This window comes from Spirochaeta lutea (assembly GCF_000758165.1).
GTDB classification, from domain to species: domain Bacteria; phylum Spirochaetota; class Spirochaetia; order DSM-27196; family Salinispiraceae; genus Spirochaeta_D; species Spirochaeta_D lutea.
On the sequence record NZ_JNUP01000048.1, the window covers coordinates 35,301 to 51,558 of the forward strand.

A 16,258-nucleotide genomic window follows, 5' to 3' on the forward strand; every position below is an offset into this window, starting at 1 on the left:
GGCGGATTAGAGCCGGACCGAGGTCAGAGCGTAGACCCCAAAGGTCTGCAGCAGCCCCTCGGATTCTTCGGTGCCGGGTTGACGGTATTTCACCAGCCCCTCCTGAAGCCCCTCCAGGCCGTAGTTCATGGAAAGGCCCCTGTTCTGGCTGATTCCCAGGGTAAAGCGGGCGCTGCCGGAGACCTGGAACCCCGCATAGGCCTCCCAACCCAGGTTCTGCAGGGTGGTAAAGCCATGGCTATAGCTGTCCAGGGCGGTGGACACATCCTCCCGGGTGCTCCACACGGCCTCACCCAGAACCGGGAGAATGAGCCCCGCCCCGAGGAAAAATTTCCGGGCCAGCATGAAGCGCCCATCCACCGACAGGCCCCACATACTCAGATCATCCCGGTAGATGTGGCCGATATGGGAATAGGCCCCCGCCACGGTCAGTTCGGCATCGATTCGGGGGGGAGGATTCAGATCGGTGAAGGCGGGTATGGGCGAGGCATACTGAACCCCGAGGGCCACACCCAGGCGCAGGGCCTGACGCAGATCCGTGGTGGCATTCAGGGCGCCGGTCCCCGTGGTCCGGGCAAGAACATCGATGTTCTTCTCCGAAAATCCCGCATGTACCGCCAGGGGCAGAAACCAGACATTCTTTTTGAGGAATGCATCAAACCGGACCGAGCCGCCCAGGGAATGGCCGGAGTAGATCCCCGCCCCGTTATAGGCGTAGCTGATATCCCCGGAAAGCAGCCCTACAGGAAGCACATAGCGGTTCAGGGACAGGGAGGCAAAGAACTGGGGAGCATATTCTCCCAGAACGGGTTTGCCGTGGTTGGACAGGCCGCCGTCGGTATCGTAGAGCCGGGGTACAGCCTCATCTAGGAGACCGGCGGTCCCCGCCTCGAAGAGCAGGCTGGAACTGGTACCCAAATAGAACTGATCTATTCCCAAGAATACCTTCTCGATCTGCAGGGCTATGGCCGGACTGGATGAGGTTTTTACCATCCCCGATGCCCCCTCCAGGCCGTAGCGGGAAACCGTGAGGTTATCTGCACCCTGGGAAAACTTCCCGGCCTGGATGTAGATCTCCAGGGGAGGGCTGATAACCCCCAACCCGTTGAGAACATGAAGCCTGGCATAGGCTGTATCCAGGCCAAGGGACAGCTCAGAGGCCGAGGTCTCAGGAAGCTGGAGGGCCAGATAGGGCGATCCGGTACGGGTGTTCGCGCTGACCCGCAGAAATAGATCCAGGGTGTACTCGATACTGGCCTTTACATCGAAGCTGCCCTTGACCAGGTAGCCGTTTTTCCTTTCGGCGAAGGTGCCCGGCAGCTCGCTGGTGAGCATCTGCTCCTCCCCGGCGATGCCGAGGCTGTACATCCCCGTAACCTCCTGGCTCACCGAGGCCTGGGCCGTCAGCCGCCCCGCCCCCGTCAGCATCAGTAGCGCTGTCATGACACCTGTTAAAATCCTCTGTTTCCCCTTCATAACCGTCCTCTCGTAGTGCTCCCGGGGCCGTGGCCTGCCGGGCTGGTATGGTGGGGCGTATGGTATTTTCCAGGGTGATTCGAATGCCCCGGATAGTCCCATGCCCGATGGAAAATTATGGAACGGTATTTCAAAAATTTTCTGATCTGAATTTAGACAGTTCTGTTCTGGGGGTGGACCCAGGCTGTTTTTGCTCCTCCCCCTCCCGGCGGGTCCGATTCGCTCCTCGGAGGCTTACGGCGGGACACGGTACGGGTTGCGCCGTGATATCCAGGCTGGGTACGGCGGCGGTGATCTCCGGGGCGATGGGTGATAGCCGGTGGCAGGTGGTGTTCAAGGGGCTGGGGTACCCTGGGGGGTAAAAAATGCACCGCCTCCGGGGATGGGGGTCGGCGGAGGCGGTGCGGGAGGCCGTGATTTTTTTACATGGTGGAGCCAATTGGAAAAGACGGTTGTGGTTGGCTCCGTGCTTTTACGGGGTTCCCCGGCCCGGCCCGTCTCATGGACTGGGCCGGGCGCCGGGGACTCCCCCTGCCCTCTTCGAGGTCTTTAGGAGTTTAACTCTGCCAGAATAGTGGAGATCTGAAGGGCATTTGCCCGGCGCTGGTACTCAGCCAGGCCCTGATCGATGGTGATTTCACCGGTTACGATCTGAGCGAAGAGTTCCTGTTTAGCGGTGTTCAGGTCGCCGATGTTCTTGGTGTACACGTCGCCGCCCTGAACCAGCCGGAGGGATACCGAATCTTCGTTATGAATCTCGATGGAGAGGCGTTCCTTGGGCTGTTGGGGAATCATAGGCTCAAAGTCATTCAGGGGCAGGTAGGGGTCGATGTAGGTCTTGTTGAAGGGCCGCTCGGGGTTGGAGGGCTGGGGAAGCATGTAGGGATTACCGGCATCGTCCAAGTCCCAGTGAAGCCCCTGAATTCCGTAGGTCCAGAGAACCTGTCCATCCCCCTTGTCCCACATGTGACCAATGATGTTATCAAACACAGCCTTGGGGTTCTGGGCAGCGGTGGAGATCGCCAAGAGCGGTCCGACCCGGTTGATGTAGTGGGCCTCGTCGATGGCATTGACAGCAGAGATGTCGGCTGCGGGGTTGATGTTCTTGGCACTCTGATCCAAGCGGGTTGCCCAGGTTCCGGTCCAATAGTCGAAGGCGCCGGCCTGACCTTCCATGAGTTTGCTCCGGGCACGGGAGGTGTTGTTTGTGAAGAATTCCCGGTCGATAACCCCCGCTGCATAGAGGTCTATCCAGCGTCTGAGGGCTTGCCGCATGGCAGGCTGAGAGAATCCGTCTACCCACTGACCGTTCACGTACTGGAAGCCGAAATAGGCATCCTGCATGATGGGTCGGTTATAGTAGTCGAACTCCGAGGCCGGTACCTGGAAGGGCAGGGTTAAACCGATGGTATTATCCTGGCCGTCGCCGTCGGGATCATCAAAGGTAAAGGCCCGCAGCATGGCCACATACTCGTTCCAGGTCTCAGGTACATCCATTCCCAGGTTGTCCAGCCAATCCTGGCGTACGTAGGTTACACAACCGCCGCCCTTGTAGGTGGGGAAGCCGTAGATCTTCCCGTCCTTGGCCCGGTAAACCTCGTAGTAGTCCTTGGTAACACTGGCCATGTTGGGATTCGCTGCGATGAACTCATCCAGGGGCACCAGCAGGTTAGAATCCACATAGGCGGTGTACTGGGTATCCCAGAGCTCCATGATGTCCGGAAGATCCCCTGCCATGACGGCAGCGCCCAGGACCTCGGCGTACTGGTTGTGAGGGGGCTTGATGACCTCCAGGGTAATGCCGGTCTGGTCCTTATAGGCTGCCAGGAACTGGGCGAGGCCGTCGTCTTCAATGAGAATCCGGTCCAGGTAACTGGTGATCTTGGAAATGGCAGGACCTGCCTCTCCGGTTGAACCGCTTTCGCCCTCCCCGCCTGCAAATACGCCTGCGGAAACCATCAGAAGCGCTGCTGCGAGCAGCACCGTTGAAATCTTGCGTACCATATCTACCTCCTTACGGTACTCGGTATTATTAAGCCCGTGGGCTTTACCACATGGTTAATGCGCCTATCCTTTTACGGCGCCGAGATTTATACCCTTCACAAAATGCCGCTGCACCAGGGGGTATACGATCATTACAGGAATTATGGAAACAATGACCGAAGCGTTTTTCAGGCTCTGGGTTGCTATGGCGAAGCCCTCGAATCCCTGGCCCTCGGCCTCAATGACAAGACTCCGCAGGAACACCTGGAAGTTATGCAGTTTGGGAAAGCGCTGGATGTACAGCACGTATTCAAACCACTGGTTCCAGTAATAGACCATGTAGAAGAGTCCGATAGCCGCCAGCCCCGGTTTGGAAAGGGGAAGCACGATCTGCCAGAACACCCGGAAGGGTGAACAGCCGTCAATCTTCGCGGCGTCTAGGACGCTGCTGGGAATGGTCTTAAAGAAGTTCATGAGTAGAAACAGGTAGTAGGCATCTACCAGGTGCACCAGGAGCACCGCCGCCTGGGTATTCATGAGCCCCAGGTTGCGTACCACCAGGAAGACGGGAATCATTCCCGCCCGGAATACCATGGTCAGAAGGGCCATCCCCAGAAAGAGGGGCTTACCCGGCAGGTTCGGCTGGGCCAGGGCGTAGGCAAACAGGGCGGTAACCACCATGGACAGAACGGTTCCCATGGCTGTCATGTAGAGACTAACCATGAAGGGGTCCCTGAGGGTCGGACGGCTGATGATGTTCCGGTAGGCATCCACGGTAAACTGGCCGGGAACCAGCTTAAAGGTGGTTTCCGAGGCGGTACCGTCGAAGGAGTCCACCACCACCTTGGCAATGGGGATGGCGATGATCAGCACCAAAATCAACATGAGGGCGGTGTTAAAAACAGTAAAGGGAGACACGCCCCTAAGTCCCTTTTTCACATCCAGTCGTACCATGGCTTATACCTCTTTCAGTTTTTTCGTTAACCGGTTGGCGGATACCACCAGTACAAAGGCGATTACCGATCGGAACAGCCCGATGGCTGTGGCGTAGGCGAAGCGGAACTCCCGGATACCCGTACGGTATACGTAGGTTTGCAGGACATCGCTGACGTCGTAGACCAGGGAGTTGTAGAGAACCATGACGGACTCGAAGAGATTGAAGATCTTCGCCAGGTTCATAATCAGGACGATGGCGATGGTGGGGAACAGGTGGGGCAGGGTCACGTAGACCATCTGCTGGAGGCGGCTGGCTCCGTCTATCTTGGCGGCCTCATAGAGCTGAGGGTCGATACCGGCCAGAGAGGCTAAAAATATGACCGTTCCCCAACCGACCTCCCGCCAGGCCAGGATGGCCAGATACACCGGACGCCACCAGGATTTATCACCCAGGAAGTACACCGGGTCGCCCCCCAAGGACTTGATGATGGCATTCACCAATCCGCCCTGGGATAAGAGCAGGGTAAACAGGGATGCCACGACCACCCAGGATAGGAAGTGGGGCAGGTAGATGGCGGTCTGCACGAACTTCTTAAAACCCTGATGCATGATCTCATTCAATAACAGGGATATGACAATGGTCAGGGTCATCTGAATGACGATGTTCATGGAACTCAGGATCAGGGTGTTCCAGAAGGCCCGGGAGAAGCCCGGACTGTCCAGGGCTACCCGGAAATGTTCCAGGCCGACGAATTCACCCACGCCCCCGAGCCCGTATTCAAAGAATGACAGGCGGAGTTCCCACATGGGAACGTAGTGAAACAAAATAAAATAGATGGTACCGGGAAGCAGAAACAGGTAAAACATGCGGTGACCCGCTATGTCCTGTCGGAGCTTCTGCCATCGTGCAGTCTTTACCCGAACCGCGACCTCGGGTCTTACCTGCATGGTAATCTCTTGGTTTCTGGCCATTCGGCGTCCTCCTCGCTAACGACAATTGAATGATTTATTGTCCGGCCGGGCGGAAGCAGCCGTAAAGGTTCAGTTTTTGGGGTGGGGTGCGGAATTTTTGGATTTTCGGGGTACAGTTTTTTAGCTGCCGCCCAGATTTTTAGATTTGTACAATTCCAAGCTTCCCGAAGCCCCGGTATGAAAATCATCCTGAAAAAAAGTACGGCATTGTACAAATTGCCCGCGGAACTTTCCCCGGAAAGGGGGGTATGATGCCCAAGAGGACTGGCATCCCGGTTCGATTACCAAGAACATGGAGTAAACATGGAACAGACGATTCAATCCCTGAGATCAGCCCAGGCACTGGCCGCTTCGGTCATGAAGCGCTACAGCCCCGAGAAGGCGCTATGGCATTACGAACACGGGGTCCTTATGCAGAGCCTTTTGGCTCTGGGACTGGAGGTGGAGGATCAGTCCTATGAGGATTTTGTGGTCCTTCGGATGCAGACCCTGGTAACCGAGGGGGGGGAGATTCCGACCTACCGCTTGGAGGATTATAATCTGGACCAGATAAATCCCGGAAAGGTTCTCCTGGAGCTCTATGCCCGGCGGGGGGAGGAGCGGTACAAGAAGGCCGCCCAGACCCTGCGGTACCAGCTGCAATACCATCCCCGGACCAGCGAGGGGGGATTCTGGCATAAAAAAATCTACCCCCACCAGATATGGCTGGACGGCCAGTACATGCAGGGGCCCTTTTATGCCCGGTATGCCAGGGATTTTAACGAGCCCGCGGTGTTTGACGATGTTACCAGCCAGCTCCTGTTGACCGAGGCGAGGACCCGGAATCCCTCCAACGGGCTGCTGTACCATGCCTGGGATGAGAGCCGGAAACAACTCTGGGCTAACCTGCGCACGGGCTGCAGTCCCCATTTCTGGGGCAGGGCCATGGGCTGGTTTGCCATGGCCCTGGTGGATGTCCTGGATATGCTCCCCGCCGGCCATTCCAAGTGGGAGGAGATTATCCAGGCGGTCCGCCGGTTGGCCGGGGCTGTGCTGGATGTCCAGGACCGGGAGGTGGGACTCTGGTACCAGGTTCTTGATCAGGGGGAGCGGGAGAAGAACTATATTGAGACCTCGGCCTCTTCGATGTTCACCTATTTCCTGGCCAAGGCTGCCCGTCTTGGATATCTCGAGGAAGATGTATCTGTCAGAGCCAGGAGGGGTGCCCAAAGGGCCCTCCAGGCTCTGATTGACGACTACCTGATTGCCGACCGGGAGGGAGACCTGCATCTTCACGGAATTTGTTCCGTGGCCGGCTTGGGCGGCACCCCGTACCGTGACGGCAGCTATGATTATTACGTGAAGGAGCCTGTAGCGGCGGATGATTTTAAGGGTGTGGGTCCCTTTATTATGGCGTGTATTGAAGTAAACAGGCTCTAAGCCCATGCGGCCCTCCCTGACCCGGGAAAGTTTGGCGTTTTCCCTGCCCATTGTGGGGGAGCTCTTGCTCATGTCATTGCTTTCCATGGTCACCCTCTCCCTGGTGGGTCACCTGGGGGCACGGGAGCTTAGCAGCGTAGGCCTGAGCGCTCAGCCCGTGGCTATTAGTCTTGCGTTCTTTCAGAGCATTTCCATCGGCGCAACGGCGTTGATTGCCCGGTCTGTAGGGGCCGGGCGCCTGGACCAGGCCCGGCAGGTGGTGGTTCAGGCCCTGTACCTGGCAGTGGCCATGGGGCTGATCCTGGGGGTTCCGGCATGGATCTTCGCACGGCCCCTGGTGGGTGCCCTGGGGGCCCAGGCGGATACCCTGGATTCGGCGGCTATGTATATGCGGTACATGGCCTTGGGGATGGTATTCCAGGCCTTGCCCACCGCCGTAACCTCTATTCTCCGGGGGGCCGGGGACTCCCGCACACCCATGGTCTATAACATTATCACCAACGGGGTGAATCTGGTGTTGAGTCTAGTGCTGATCCACGGGTTTTTCGGCCTTCCCCGGCTGGGTCTGATGGGGGCCGCCCTGGGTACCACCCTGGCAAAGATGGTAAACACCCTCCTGGCAATCCGGGCCCTGTTCAGCGGAAAGAATCCCATCGCCATCAAACTTTCTGAGATCCGGGGGCTGAACCGTGGTATCATTCACCGGATACTCCGGGTGGGCGTCTCCTCCGCTGCCGAGGCCCTGGCTATGCGGGTGGGTTTCTTGTTTTACAGCCGGATTATTGCGGATCTTGGGACCCTTTCCTTTGCTGCCCACCAGATTATTCTGAGCACCACGAGTTTCGGTTCCAATCTGGTTCAGGGGCTTTCCGCCGGGGCGGCAAGTCTGACCGGACGGTCCCTGGGTGCGGAGAATCCCGGTTTAGCCCGGGGGTACACTCGGAGCCTTGCCCGGGTGGGGCTCGGGGCCAGCCTCGCCATGGGCCTGGTCTTTTTTTTCTGGGGCGGAGAGGTGGCCCGGTTGTTCACCGAGGATCCCGGGGTTATTTCCCTGACCGGGCGGGTGTTGCGGATTGCAGCCCTGATCACCCTTCCCCAGAATTTCCTGGCGGTATTGTCGGGGGCACTCCGGGGAGCCGGGGATACCCGCTGGCCCCTGGTCGCGGCCTTAACCGGCATGATCAGCGCCAGAATCGGCTTGTCCTTTGTGTTTGTATTGGTTTTTCGGTGGGGATTAGAAGGCGCCTGGCTCGCGGCCCTGGCGGATCAGTCCATCCGCGCGTTAGTTATCCTGGGCCGGTACCGAGGGGGTCGCTGGCAGAGTATGGAGGTGTGAAGATGCACAGAGGCGGTGGGCGTACCCGGAGGACGGGCGGATTGAGTATCGGGATGGTGGTGCTTGTAACCGGCCTGCTTCTGGGCTGCGGTTCCGATGATCACCGGGGCGGCAGCCGGGACGGGATTGTATCCGGAGCACGAGAAGCAGCCGGCGGGGGTACGGCCATGGGCTCGGCCGCTCCCGGGCGAGGTACTAACAACGGCCAGTCTGCCCGGGTCATCCACGCCTTCCTGAACAACATCCTCCAGGATTGGGAGGGTCAGGGGGTGTTCGCCCAGCGCTTTGAGGAGCTCACCGGCGTTGAACTCACCATAACTCAACCACCCCACCAGAGCTATTCCGAGCGGGTTTTCCTGCAGTTAGCCTCGGAGAATGTGCCCGATGTCATCGAAATTCTTCCCGAACACCTGCCCCGGCTGCTAGGATCGGGGTTGATCATTCCGTTGAACGATCTCCAGGCGGGCGGCCGATACTCAGGCAGCATAGAAGAGCGGTTTTTGGAGAGTGTGCGCCACCCCTCGGGAGCCCTCTACGGGATTCCCAGCCGAAACGGCGGCGGCTGTGTGACCTACATCCGCCGGGATTGGCTGGACAACCTTGGCTTGCCGGTTCCCCGCACCTGGGACGAACTCCAGGAGGTGCTTCTTGCCTTTACCTTCGGTGATCCTAACGGCTCCGGCCGGGATGATACCTATGGGTACACCGATGTGGCAGCGGGGAGTGCCGACTGGTATAACCGGCTGATCATGGGGGCGGGCCGCATTGAGATTTACTACGATTATCAGCGCCAGGAGTGGGTGGACGGCTTCACCAGCCCGGAAACCCGGGAGGCTCTGATCCGGTACAAGGCTCTTTACGACCTCGGAGTGATTGATCCCGGGGTTCCTACCAATACCACCTACACCGCCCGGACCAAGTTTATCAACGGCCAGGTGGGGATGTTCACCTACTGGGCCAACCACTGGGCCCGGAATCTTCAGGACCGGACCCGGGCCGCCTCCTCGCCCCAGGCGCAGATTGCTCCCATGCCCGCCCTGGAAGATGGACGGTACATTATCCGCATAGCTCCGCTACTGGTCATTACTACCGAGGCTGAGGATTCCCGGTGGGTCTACGATACCTTCATCGACAGCCAATTTGATAAGGGTCCCATGCAGGAGCTGTTCACCTACGGGGTGGAGGGTTACCATTGGCAGATGAACGACCAAGACGAGCTGGTCTTCCTGGAAAACCCCCAGGATCCCTACGGGGCCCGGTTCACCAAATCCTACGTGCCCCCCAGCGGGGTTATTAACGGGTGGCAGCTTCCGGCCCCCCTGGATCCCCTGGTGGCTGAGGCGGGAAGGGTTTTGGAGGAAAACCCCTATTACGAGCGTCAGAAATGGGGGGGCGAATACTACAGCCAGTACTTCGTCGAGATCGAACAGCATCTCAAGGCTGAGCTCTTAACAGCCTATTTAACCGGAAGCCTGAGTCTCGAACAGACCATGGAGCAGTACCGCCGGCAAAGCAGGGCCTACTACATCGACCGTATACTCGCTGAGCTCAACGGACCGGGACTGGACCGGAACTAGTAAAGAAACCCTTCACCGAATACTCCTCCCCCGGAACTCAAGAAGGGATAGCAGAATCATGAGCCCTGCCAGGGGTGGGATGATGTAGTTTCCCAGAGAGCCCGGGGCGGTTCCTGCCAGAAGGCTCGGATCTAGGGGCTTAAGAACCTGGGCAATGAACAACCGCATGAGATATTCAAAGAGAACGAATACCCACATCAGGGGGATGAGGTTTCGATAGCGAAACAACACCAGGGTGTAAACCAGCCCCATGGCAAGCTGGGCGAGGCCCCAGAGGGCAAAGAGGTGGTAAATAATTTCATCCGGATCCGGCTGGCCAGAGAAGGTAATAAAGGTTGCTATGGAGTTGGCACCACCATCGGGCAACAGGATATGTGCCAAACTCCGCCCAAGGGTCATGAGGGAGATCATCCCAAAGATAAAGACCATTGGCTTGGCTGGGCTGGGGCTGTTACCAGCCTGCCTGGGGAAGAAAAGTTGAAACATCGTACTGCTCCTTGCATCATTTGCTGGAGAGAAACCCGGCGCCGGGCACCTCCAGAGCCGTGTTATACCATCCGGCGCTGACTGTACTCCTGGCGGAATTCGCTGGGACTGAGTCCCTTAAGTTTCTTAAACACCCTGCGGAAGGTCTTATCGTTGTTGTAGCCCACCATCTGGGCGATGCCGTGGATGCCCGCATCGGTGGTTTTGAGCAGCTGAACTGCCTGGTCGATTCTCAGGGACTCAATGTAGTTGCTGAAGTTTTCCCCGGTTTGTTCCTTGAAAAAGAAGGACAGGTACGATTCGGTAATGGAGAACCGGGAGGCAACCATGGACAGCCCCAGCCCCGGGTCGGTGTACCGGTCCCGGAGGTAGCCGGTGATGCCCTGGATGAGCTCCTTGTTATGGCTGCGTTTTGCCCCGGAGAGCTGCCGGGTAATGGTCCGGAACTGCTGGAAGAGGGTCTCCAGGGATTCGGGTTCGCCGGAGATCTCGGCCTCCGGGGGAATGGCGGCAGATGCCCCAGCCAGATCCCCGGAGAGGGAATCCCGGAGTTTACGGTAGGTACCGTAGACCTCGTGGTAGAGGTAGCGGCACCGGGTGTGGGATATTTTTCGGCGCTCGAAGTTCTCATGACAGAGGGTCGCAAGGCCCTGCTCCAGGGCCTGTTCGTCCCCGGCACGGACGGCATTACTCAGGCGGATTTCCAGCTCGATGGGGTAGTAGTATTCCTCGGGGTTCACCAGATCCTGGGTAAAATAGATCTGGTCCCGGGACGTGCCGGGTTTCCAGCTCTGCAGGGCCTGTTTGGCTTCTTCGAAGGACGCGGCGATCTCCAGAATCTCGGCCTTGGGGGTGCCGATGCCGATAACCAGGCGTCCGTGGTAGATTTCTTCAAAATCACGCTGAATCCCCTCCAACTGATCGTCCAAGCCGCTCCAGTAACAGCCGCCCCGCTCCTGTTCGGCCATGAGAATCAGGGCGATCTGTTCCTCCTGGTTCTCGCTCAGAAATACCCTGCCGGGGAAGGTATTGTGGATCAGGGCCTTGAGAACTACCTTGGTGCGGTTCATTTCGTCAATCATGCTCACCGTATCCAGGGTCCGAAAGCCCTGCAGGCTCATGACCATGGCGACGAAACAGTTTTCGGTTATGGTGATTTTCAGGTATTCCAGGAAGGATTGCATCTCGTTTTTGCTCCGGAAACTGCCGTGGAGCAGACGGTTGACCAGGAGCCCCTGGTTTACCGCTTCCTGGCGTTCCAGCTGTAGCTGGAGATGCCGGCTCTGGCTGATGAGCTGCTGGACTCCCGTTCCCAGGGCCTGGATGCCCGAGGATTTTCCCGGTGAGGAGGAATCCAGGACGTCTCCGATTTCCCGGAGGAGCTGCTGGAGGGGCCGGGCGCGGCGGTAGGATATGATAGAGGCTACAGCCATGCTGATGAGCATGGATCCCATGAGGGTGAGCAGGGAAATTTGCTGGAGACGGTACACGGGCTGTAAAACAGGCTCGGCCGGCAGATAGGCGGCATACTTCCATCCGTACTCAGAGGTGGTATAGATGAGGAAATAGTCAGTTCCCTCCAGGCTGAGGGACAGCAGGCCCTCTCTGCCCTGAAATACCGGCAGAGACCGTCCCCCCTGCTCCGAGAGAGGGCTCTCCCCCTCCTGGGTGAGGATCTGGTTCTGGGCATCGGCGATGAAGGCCCAGCCTCCCGGGGGCAGGTTCAGGTTACCCAGGAGGCTCCTAAACTCATCCTCCCCCAAGAGATACACGATGGCACCGGTTATCTCCGTTCCTTGGGAAATGGGCGCCACGGGCAGGCTCTGCACGTAGGGAATCATGGGTTTGCTGGTAAAATCCTCGATGGTTACCCGGCGGACGGGATAGAATTCCCGCCGGTGGTACCGGGAAAATATCCTGTCATGCCAGTCCTCGATACTGATTCCGTCCATAAGGAAATAGGTCTTATCCTCGGTAAAGTCCTCGTGGCGGTACACCGAATAGGGGGTCAAAATGAGGGGCGGCTCCTGAAGGTAGAGGTAGAAGGTGCTCTTCAGATTGCTGGAGTAGAGGGTGTAGGTATTGAGACTAGCCACCAATTCCCGGGTGAGCAGGGAGTCCTGAACACCCGTGGTGCGGTATTCGGTGATGAGCCGGCTAAGCCGGGGGCTGCCGGCGATCTGAAACATCCGCCACTCAAGATCATCGATGGTGCCTTCGATAACATCCCGGGTCTGACGAAGAACCGCCAGCTTGTTCTCCTCCAGACTCGCCTGAAACTGCTGCACCAGGGCGCTGTTTACCCCGATGCCCAAGACCAGGGGAATGAGTAACAGTCCGACGTAGGTCAGGAAGAATTGAATAAAGAGATTGTGTTGAAAGATCTGGGTGATGGCGAATCTCCGTTTCATATACCCTTTCTCACCTCATTCCGGTATTTGGTGGGGGACAGACCGGTTCGTTTTCGGAAGACCCTGCAAAAATAAGCCTGATCGGTGAAGCCGATTTCCTGGGAGATTTCCAGCACCGAGGCGCCGGTGGCGGCCAGAAGCCGGGCTCCCTTGGCGATGCGCAGCCGGGTAAGGTAGTCCCAGGGGGAGAGCCCGGTTTCCTTATGGAAGATCCGGGTAAGGTAGTCCTCGCTAACATGGACCTGCTCCGCCAGCATCCACCGAGAAATAGACTGAGAGAAATGGCGATCGAAGTAGGCGATGGCCTTTTTCACCAACACCGCCGTCTGGGCCGGGAGCAGTTCCTCCTCCCCGGCCAGGCGTTCCACCCATCCGGCGAGCTCATCGGGGGCGTACACCCCTTGGTGCAGCAGACAGACCCGGGGGAGGATGCTCAGGCGAGGATCCTGGGAAATCCGTGGGAATCCTGGGGCAAGAATCCCCAGGGGAACCGACTCATACCGGGGATCCTGGCGGATTTCCCACACAAAATCCGGATTATCTTCGGCCAAGATAATGGCCCGGGGGTTGCGGGGAAGATCGGGAAGGTAGAGATCCCGGCTGCCCCGGAGGATAACACCGTCCTTCAGCGAACCGATCCCTGCATGGGGGTCCGGGGGCTGTTCCCCCAGGAAAATTAGAACGGGTCCCGGGCTGCCCCCGGTCCTATGATGCACCATGGCCATGCCCAGCCTCCAGGGAGCCTGACCGGTATGACCGCGGCCCTCGGATGCCGGGGACTGGGGGGGCCCTCCCTGGCCCTGGAGCAGAAGCTGCCGGGCAGATTGGCTCCTGCACACCACCCCCAAGGGAATGTCCGCCAGGCCCTGTAATCCCCCGAGCTGGGCAGCCAGCACCTCCAGACCCGAGGACTGCCCCCCCAGATCGATGACGAGAAACTCCACCCGGTCCTGGTACCTGGTCAGCTCCTCGGGGGTAATCTCCCGGATTACCTCCATGGCTCCCGGGGCCCACAGATCCTGCCACCCGGATTGCGGGGCATCCGGACCGGCGCCGCAGCGGACCAGGGTTACCCCCATGGCCCGGCTATCCGATACAGGGGTTTTTGCACTGAATCCTCCCCTGGGCAGAGGCGGACGGCCGCTCATGGTCGGATAGGGGAACACCACCTCCCCCTGGCCGGTCTGCCGGTTCCAGCTCACGCTTCCCCCGTGGAGGATCATGATCTGCTGGTAGAGCTGCCAGGAAATACCCGGCAGGGCGGCAGCGGCCGGCGGGGTCTCCAGGCTGCTTCGGAGGCTCAGTACGATCCCCCGGGCCTCAAGGCGCCAGTCAGCCCGTATATTCCGGCGGATCTTGGCGCTGCCTGGGACCCCGGAGATCTCGGGCCCTGGGATTGAGGGACGGGACTCTCCCCGGGGTGAAACCAGGTCGGCCAGGCCAAGGAGCACCTTGCTCACCCGAGGCAGGTCCAAATCGGTCAGGGGAACCAGACCGCGGATTTCCTCGGGAGTCTCCCAGGTCACCGGAATTTGGGAATCCACATAGTCGGGGAGATACACAGCCTCCAGGGTTAGAACAAGGTCGTTGCCCTGGGCCCGGGAAACATCCTCCAGGTCCCGGGCGAGGGTTAGGAGATCCTGGATCTCCGGGGTGATTCCAGGCAGGCGGGATAGACGCAGCAGGGGAGCCACCAGTTCATTACTGGCGTTTCGAAGGAACCGGTTTTTAGTTTCCTCGGCTTGCCGGGCGGCGTCCCGGGCGGCCCGGAGGTCCTCCAGCAGACGGATGGTCTTCATGGCCTTGGTGAGGCTCAGCCGCAGCTGTTCGTAGGCCAGACTCCGGGAGATATCCATGGATACCAGGGCGTATCCGTAGAATCCTGATTCGTCGCTCAGGGGAAATACCCCGTACGCCCCGGCTTGCAGCCAGGCTAGGCAGCTCTCAGGTACAATGCGCCCCGGGCCGGCAGCCTGGCCAGGAGGTACTTCTTCAATCCGGCCCTCCCGGTCGATCCGGTAGCCTCCCGCCGTCACAAACGCCTCCCGGGAGTCCGGGCCGCCGGCCCCGGGATAGGAACCATGAGGGCCGGACGGTAGGACCCCGTGGCCGGTGCTGGGTACCGGATCTTCCGACCCGGGGAGGGTGCCGCCCCTGCGGAGCATGACGATCCCCAGGGAGATTCCCAGGTCTCCCAGCCCCCGAGCTAATACCCCGGACAGGCCCTCCACACTGTGCAGCCCCAGAAGCTGCTGCTCAAAACCCTGCATCCGCCGGAAAAACTCCCCGGATTCCCATGCACTGGTTACCGCCTGACGCTCCATGGCATCGCTGATCAACAACCGGCCGCGCTCAATCATCAGGTCCAGGGCCGGACGCCGGGACTCTTCGACCCCAAGGCGGCACCGCACATGGGCCGCGCTCAGGGCATCCTGCCAGACGTAGAGGGACAACCCGAGGTTCAGCACCCGGGACAGGATATTCTCCAGGGTGGTAAAAAAGGCCGACTCATCCCGGCCCGACAGGGTCTGGATCATGGCCTGGACCAGGGGCACGATCCACGCCTGCAGCTCCTCCTCCCCGCCCTGGATCTGGGTCGCCATATCCCGGCTGGTCAGTTGGATGAACCGCGGATCTTCCAGAGCCAGGGCCTCAACCACCGGCTGGGGCCGCAGATCCTTGGGATGGGAAAAACAGCCGCAGGAGCGCCGGATGACCAACCGGGGTGTCAGGGAGATGTTCCCGGTTTTCTGACCTGCGGCACGGAGGAAGGCCTCTTCTCCGGCCTGGGCAAAGGGCATGCGAACCGTGGTAAATCCGGGGCTGATGAGCCGGCTCTCGGGGCTGTCGTTGAATCCACCGGCAATGAAGTCCCGGGGAGCCTGATACCCTCTATCGGCCAGGGTATTCAGGGTGTCCAGAAGCTGGAGATCGCTGGATGCCAGGAGAGCATCAAAATCCCTGCCCGGAACCAGGTGCTGGATATCGGTGATGATTGCCGCCGCCTCCCCTCCCTGGGCCCATCCCAGACAAGGAGAGATCCACTGGGCTTCTTCAGCCAGGCGGCGGCTCCGGAGGAAATCGGTGAACGCCCGGAACCGGTCCTGGGCGGATTGGTGCTCTTCCGGCCCGCGGATGAAGGCGAATCGCCGGGCTCCATGACGGGTGTAGAAATGCTCCAGCAGGGTCGCCATTCCCCGGTAGGCATCCAGGGTGATGGCGGCCGCTCCAGCCAGGGGATCGCCCAGGGCAACCAGGGGCAGTCCGGTGAACCGGGCATGAAACATCCCCACGGCTTCGGGACTGATGATTCCCCCCAGGGCGCTCGTCCAGGTAATCAGACTGGTAAGCCCCGAGTCCTGCACCACCTCGTATATCCGGTTCCGGTGCTGCTCCGCCGCTTCACTCCGGCCGAGACGGCCCCCGGGATAGAGAAAGAGGCGGTGTCCCTGCTTTTTCGCCAGGTCTGCCATAACCGGCCAGATGAGCCGGGCGGAACCGCTATGAATGTTGGGTGTAATAAATCCTATATCCATTTTGAAACGTTGTTTTATTCTTTCGGGTTATTGTACACCTGGATGGTGTATCTGGCGAGGTTTTTCTTATTCCGAACTTACTGCATTAAAATCACCATAATACCTGACAAGGCAGTTCGGGAAAGT

10 protein-coding genes are annotated in these 16,258 nt (G+C 59.3%); 3 read left to right on the forward strand and 7 right to left on the reverse strand.

The genetic code is table 11. The annotated features are described in order from the left end of the window. Nucleotides 1–6: 6 nt before the first annotated feature. The 4 genes from DC28_RS05660 to DC28_RS05680 form a co-directional block, all read right to left on the reverse strand. Nucleotides 7–1,443 (reverse strand): hypothetical protein, encoded by a 1,437-nt coding sequence (locus tag DC28_RS05660; RefSeq protein ID WP_156104593.1) that lies wholly within the window; start codon nt 1,441–1,443, stop codon nt 7–9. Nucleotides 1,444–2,025: 582 nt separating this feature from the next. Then, complete coding sequence (locus tag DC28_RS05670; protein WP_037546768.1) at nt 2,026–3,480, reverse strand: extracellular solute-binding protein; 1,455 nt, start codon at nt 3,478–3,480, stop codon at nt 2,026–2,028. Nucleotides 3,481–3,543: 63 nt separating this feature from the next. Further along, the gene (locus tag DC28_RS05675) at nt 3,544–4,413 is read right to left on the reverse strand and encodes a carbohydrate ABC transporter permease (protein WP_037546770.1); all 870 of its coding nucleotides are present in this window, start codon (nt 4,411–4,413) and stop codon (nt 3,544–3,546) included. Nucleotides 4,414–4,416: 3 nt separating this feature from the next. Beyond that, nucleotides 4,417–5,367, reverse strand: coding sequence for an ABC transporter permease (locus DC28_RS05680; protein ID WP_238565776.1), 951 nt, complete (start codon nt 5,365–5,367; stop codon nt 4,417–4,419). 303 nt (nt 5,368–5,670) lie between these two features. Between DC28_RS05680 and DC28_RS05685 the strand changes: the two genes are divergently transcribed. The 3 genes from DC28_RS05685 to DC28_RS05695 are packed head-to-tail and all read left to right on the forward strand — an operon-like array spanning nt 5,671 to nt 9,699. Further along, nucleotides 5,671–6,786 carry a glycoside hydrolase family 88/105 protein gene (locus DC28_RS05685; protein ID WP_037546771.1) on the forward strand — a complete coding sequence of 372 codons (1,116 nt, stop codon included), beginning with the start codon at nt 5,671–5,673 and terminating at the stop codon, nt 6,784–6,786. Between the two features lie 4 nt (nt 6,787–6,790). After that, nucleotides 6,791–8,122 (forward strand): MATE family efflux transporter, encoded by a 1,332-nt coding sequence (locus DC28_RS05690; RefSeq protein ID WP_037546772.1) that lies wholly within the window; start codon nt 6,791–6,793, stop codon nt 8,120–8,122. A gap of 2 nt (nt 8,123–8,124) precedes the next feature. After that, nucleotides 8,125–9,699: an extracellular solute-binding protein gene (locus DC28_RS05695; protein ID WP_037546773.1), complete on the forward strand. Its 1,575-nt coding sequence runs from the start codon at nt 8,125–8,127 to the stop codon at nt 9,697–9,699. A 12-nt stretch (nt 9,700–9,711) separates the two neighbouring features. Here DC28_RS05695 and DC28_RS05700 read toward each other — a convergent pair whose 3' ends face one another. The 3 genes from DC28_RS05700 to DC28_RS05710 form a co-directional block, all read right to left on the reverse strand. Continuing rightward, nucleotides 9,712–10,185, reverse strand: coding sequence for a hypothetical protein (locus tag DC28_RS05700; protein ID WP_052078515.1), 474 nt, complete (start codon nt 10,183–10,185; stop codon nt 9,712–9,714). 62 nt (nt 10,186–10,247) lie between these two features. Next, nucleotides 10,248–12,596 carry a helix-turn-helix domain-containing protein gene (locus DC28_RS05705; protein WP_037546774.1) on the reverse strand — a complete coding sequence of 783 codons (2,349 nt, stop codon included), beginning with the start codon at nt 12,594–12,596 and terminating at the stop codon, nt 10,248–10,250. Next, the gene (locus DC28_RS05710; protein WP_037546775.1) at nt 12,593–16,132 is read right to left on the reverse strand and encodes a helix-turn-helix domain-containing protein; all 3,540 of its coding nucleotides are present in this window, start codon (nt 16,130–16,132) and stop codon (nt 12,593–12,595) included. Before DC28_RS05710 ends, DC28_RS05705 begins: the two co-directional genes overlap by 4 nt. Nucleotides 16,133–16,258 lie beyond the last annotated feature (126 nt).

What these genes read in the sequence shown, in the direction of transcription:
- DC28_RS05685 (WP_037546771.1), top strand. Translation starts at nt 5,671, where the DNA reads ATGGAACAGACGATTCAATCCCTGAGATCAGCCCAGGCACTGGCCGCT.
- DC28_RS05675 (WP_037546770.1), bottom strand. Translation starts at nt 4,413, where the DNA reads ATGGTACGACTGGATGTGAAAAAGGGACTTAGGGGCGTGTCTCCCTTT.
- DC28_RS05690 (WP_037546772.1), top strand. Translation starts at nt 6,791, where the DNA reads ATGCGGCCCTCCCTGACCCGGGAAAGTTTGGCGTTTTCCCTGCCCATT.
- DC28_RS05710 (WP_037546775.1), bottom strand. Translation starts at nt 16,132, where the DNA reads ATGGATATAGGATTTATTACACCCAACATTCATAGCGGTTCCGCCCGG.
- DC28_RS05660 (WP_156104593.1), bottom strand. Translation starts at nt 1,443, where the DNA reads ATGACAGCGCTACTGATGCTGACGGGGGCGGGGCGGCTGACGGCCCAG.
- DC28_RS05680 (WP_238565776.1), bottom strand. Translation starts at nt 5,367, where the DNA reads ATGGCCAGAAACCAAGAGATTACCATGCAGGTAAGACCCGAGGTCGCG.
- DC28_RS05700 (WP_052078515.1), bottom strand. Translation starts at nt 10,185, where the DNA reads ATGTTTCAACTTTTCTTCCCCAGGCAGGCTGGTAACAGCCCCAGCCCA.
- DC28_RS05670 (WP_037546768.1), bottom strand. Translation starts at nt 3,480, where the DNA reads ATGGTACGCAAGATTTCAACGGTGCTGCTCGCAGCAGCGCTTCTGATG.
- DC28_RS05705 (WP_037546774.1), bottom strand. Translation starts at nt 12,596, where the DNA reads ATGAAACGGAGATTCGCCATCACCCAGATCTTTCAACACAATCTCTTT.
- DC28_RS05695 (WP_037546773.1), top strand. Translation starts at nt 8,125, where the DNA reads ATGCACAGAGGCGGTGGGCGTACCCGGAGGACGGGCGGATTGAGTATC.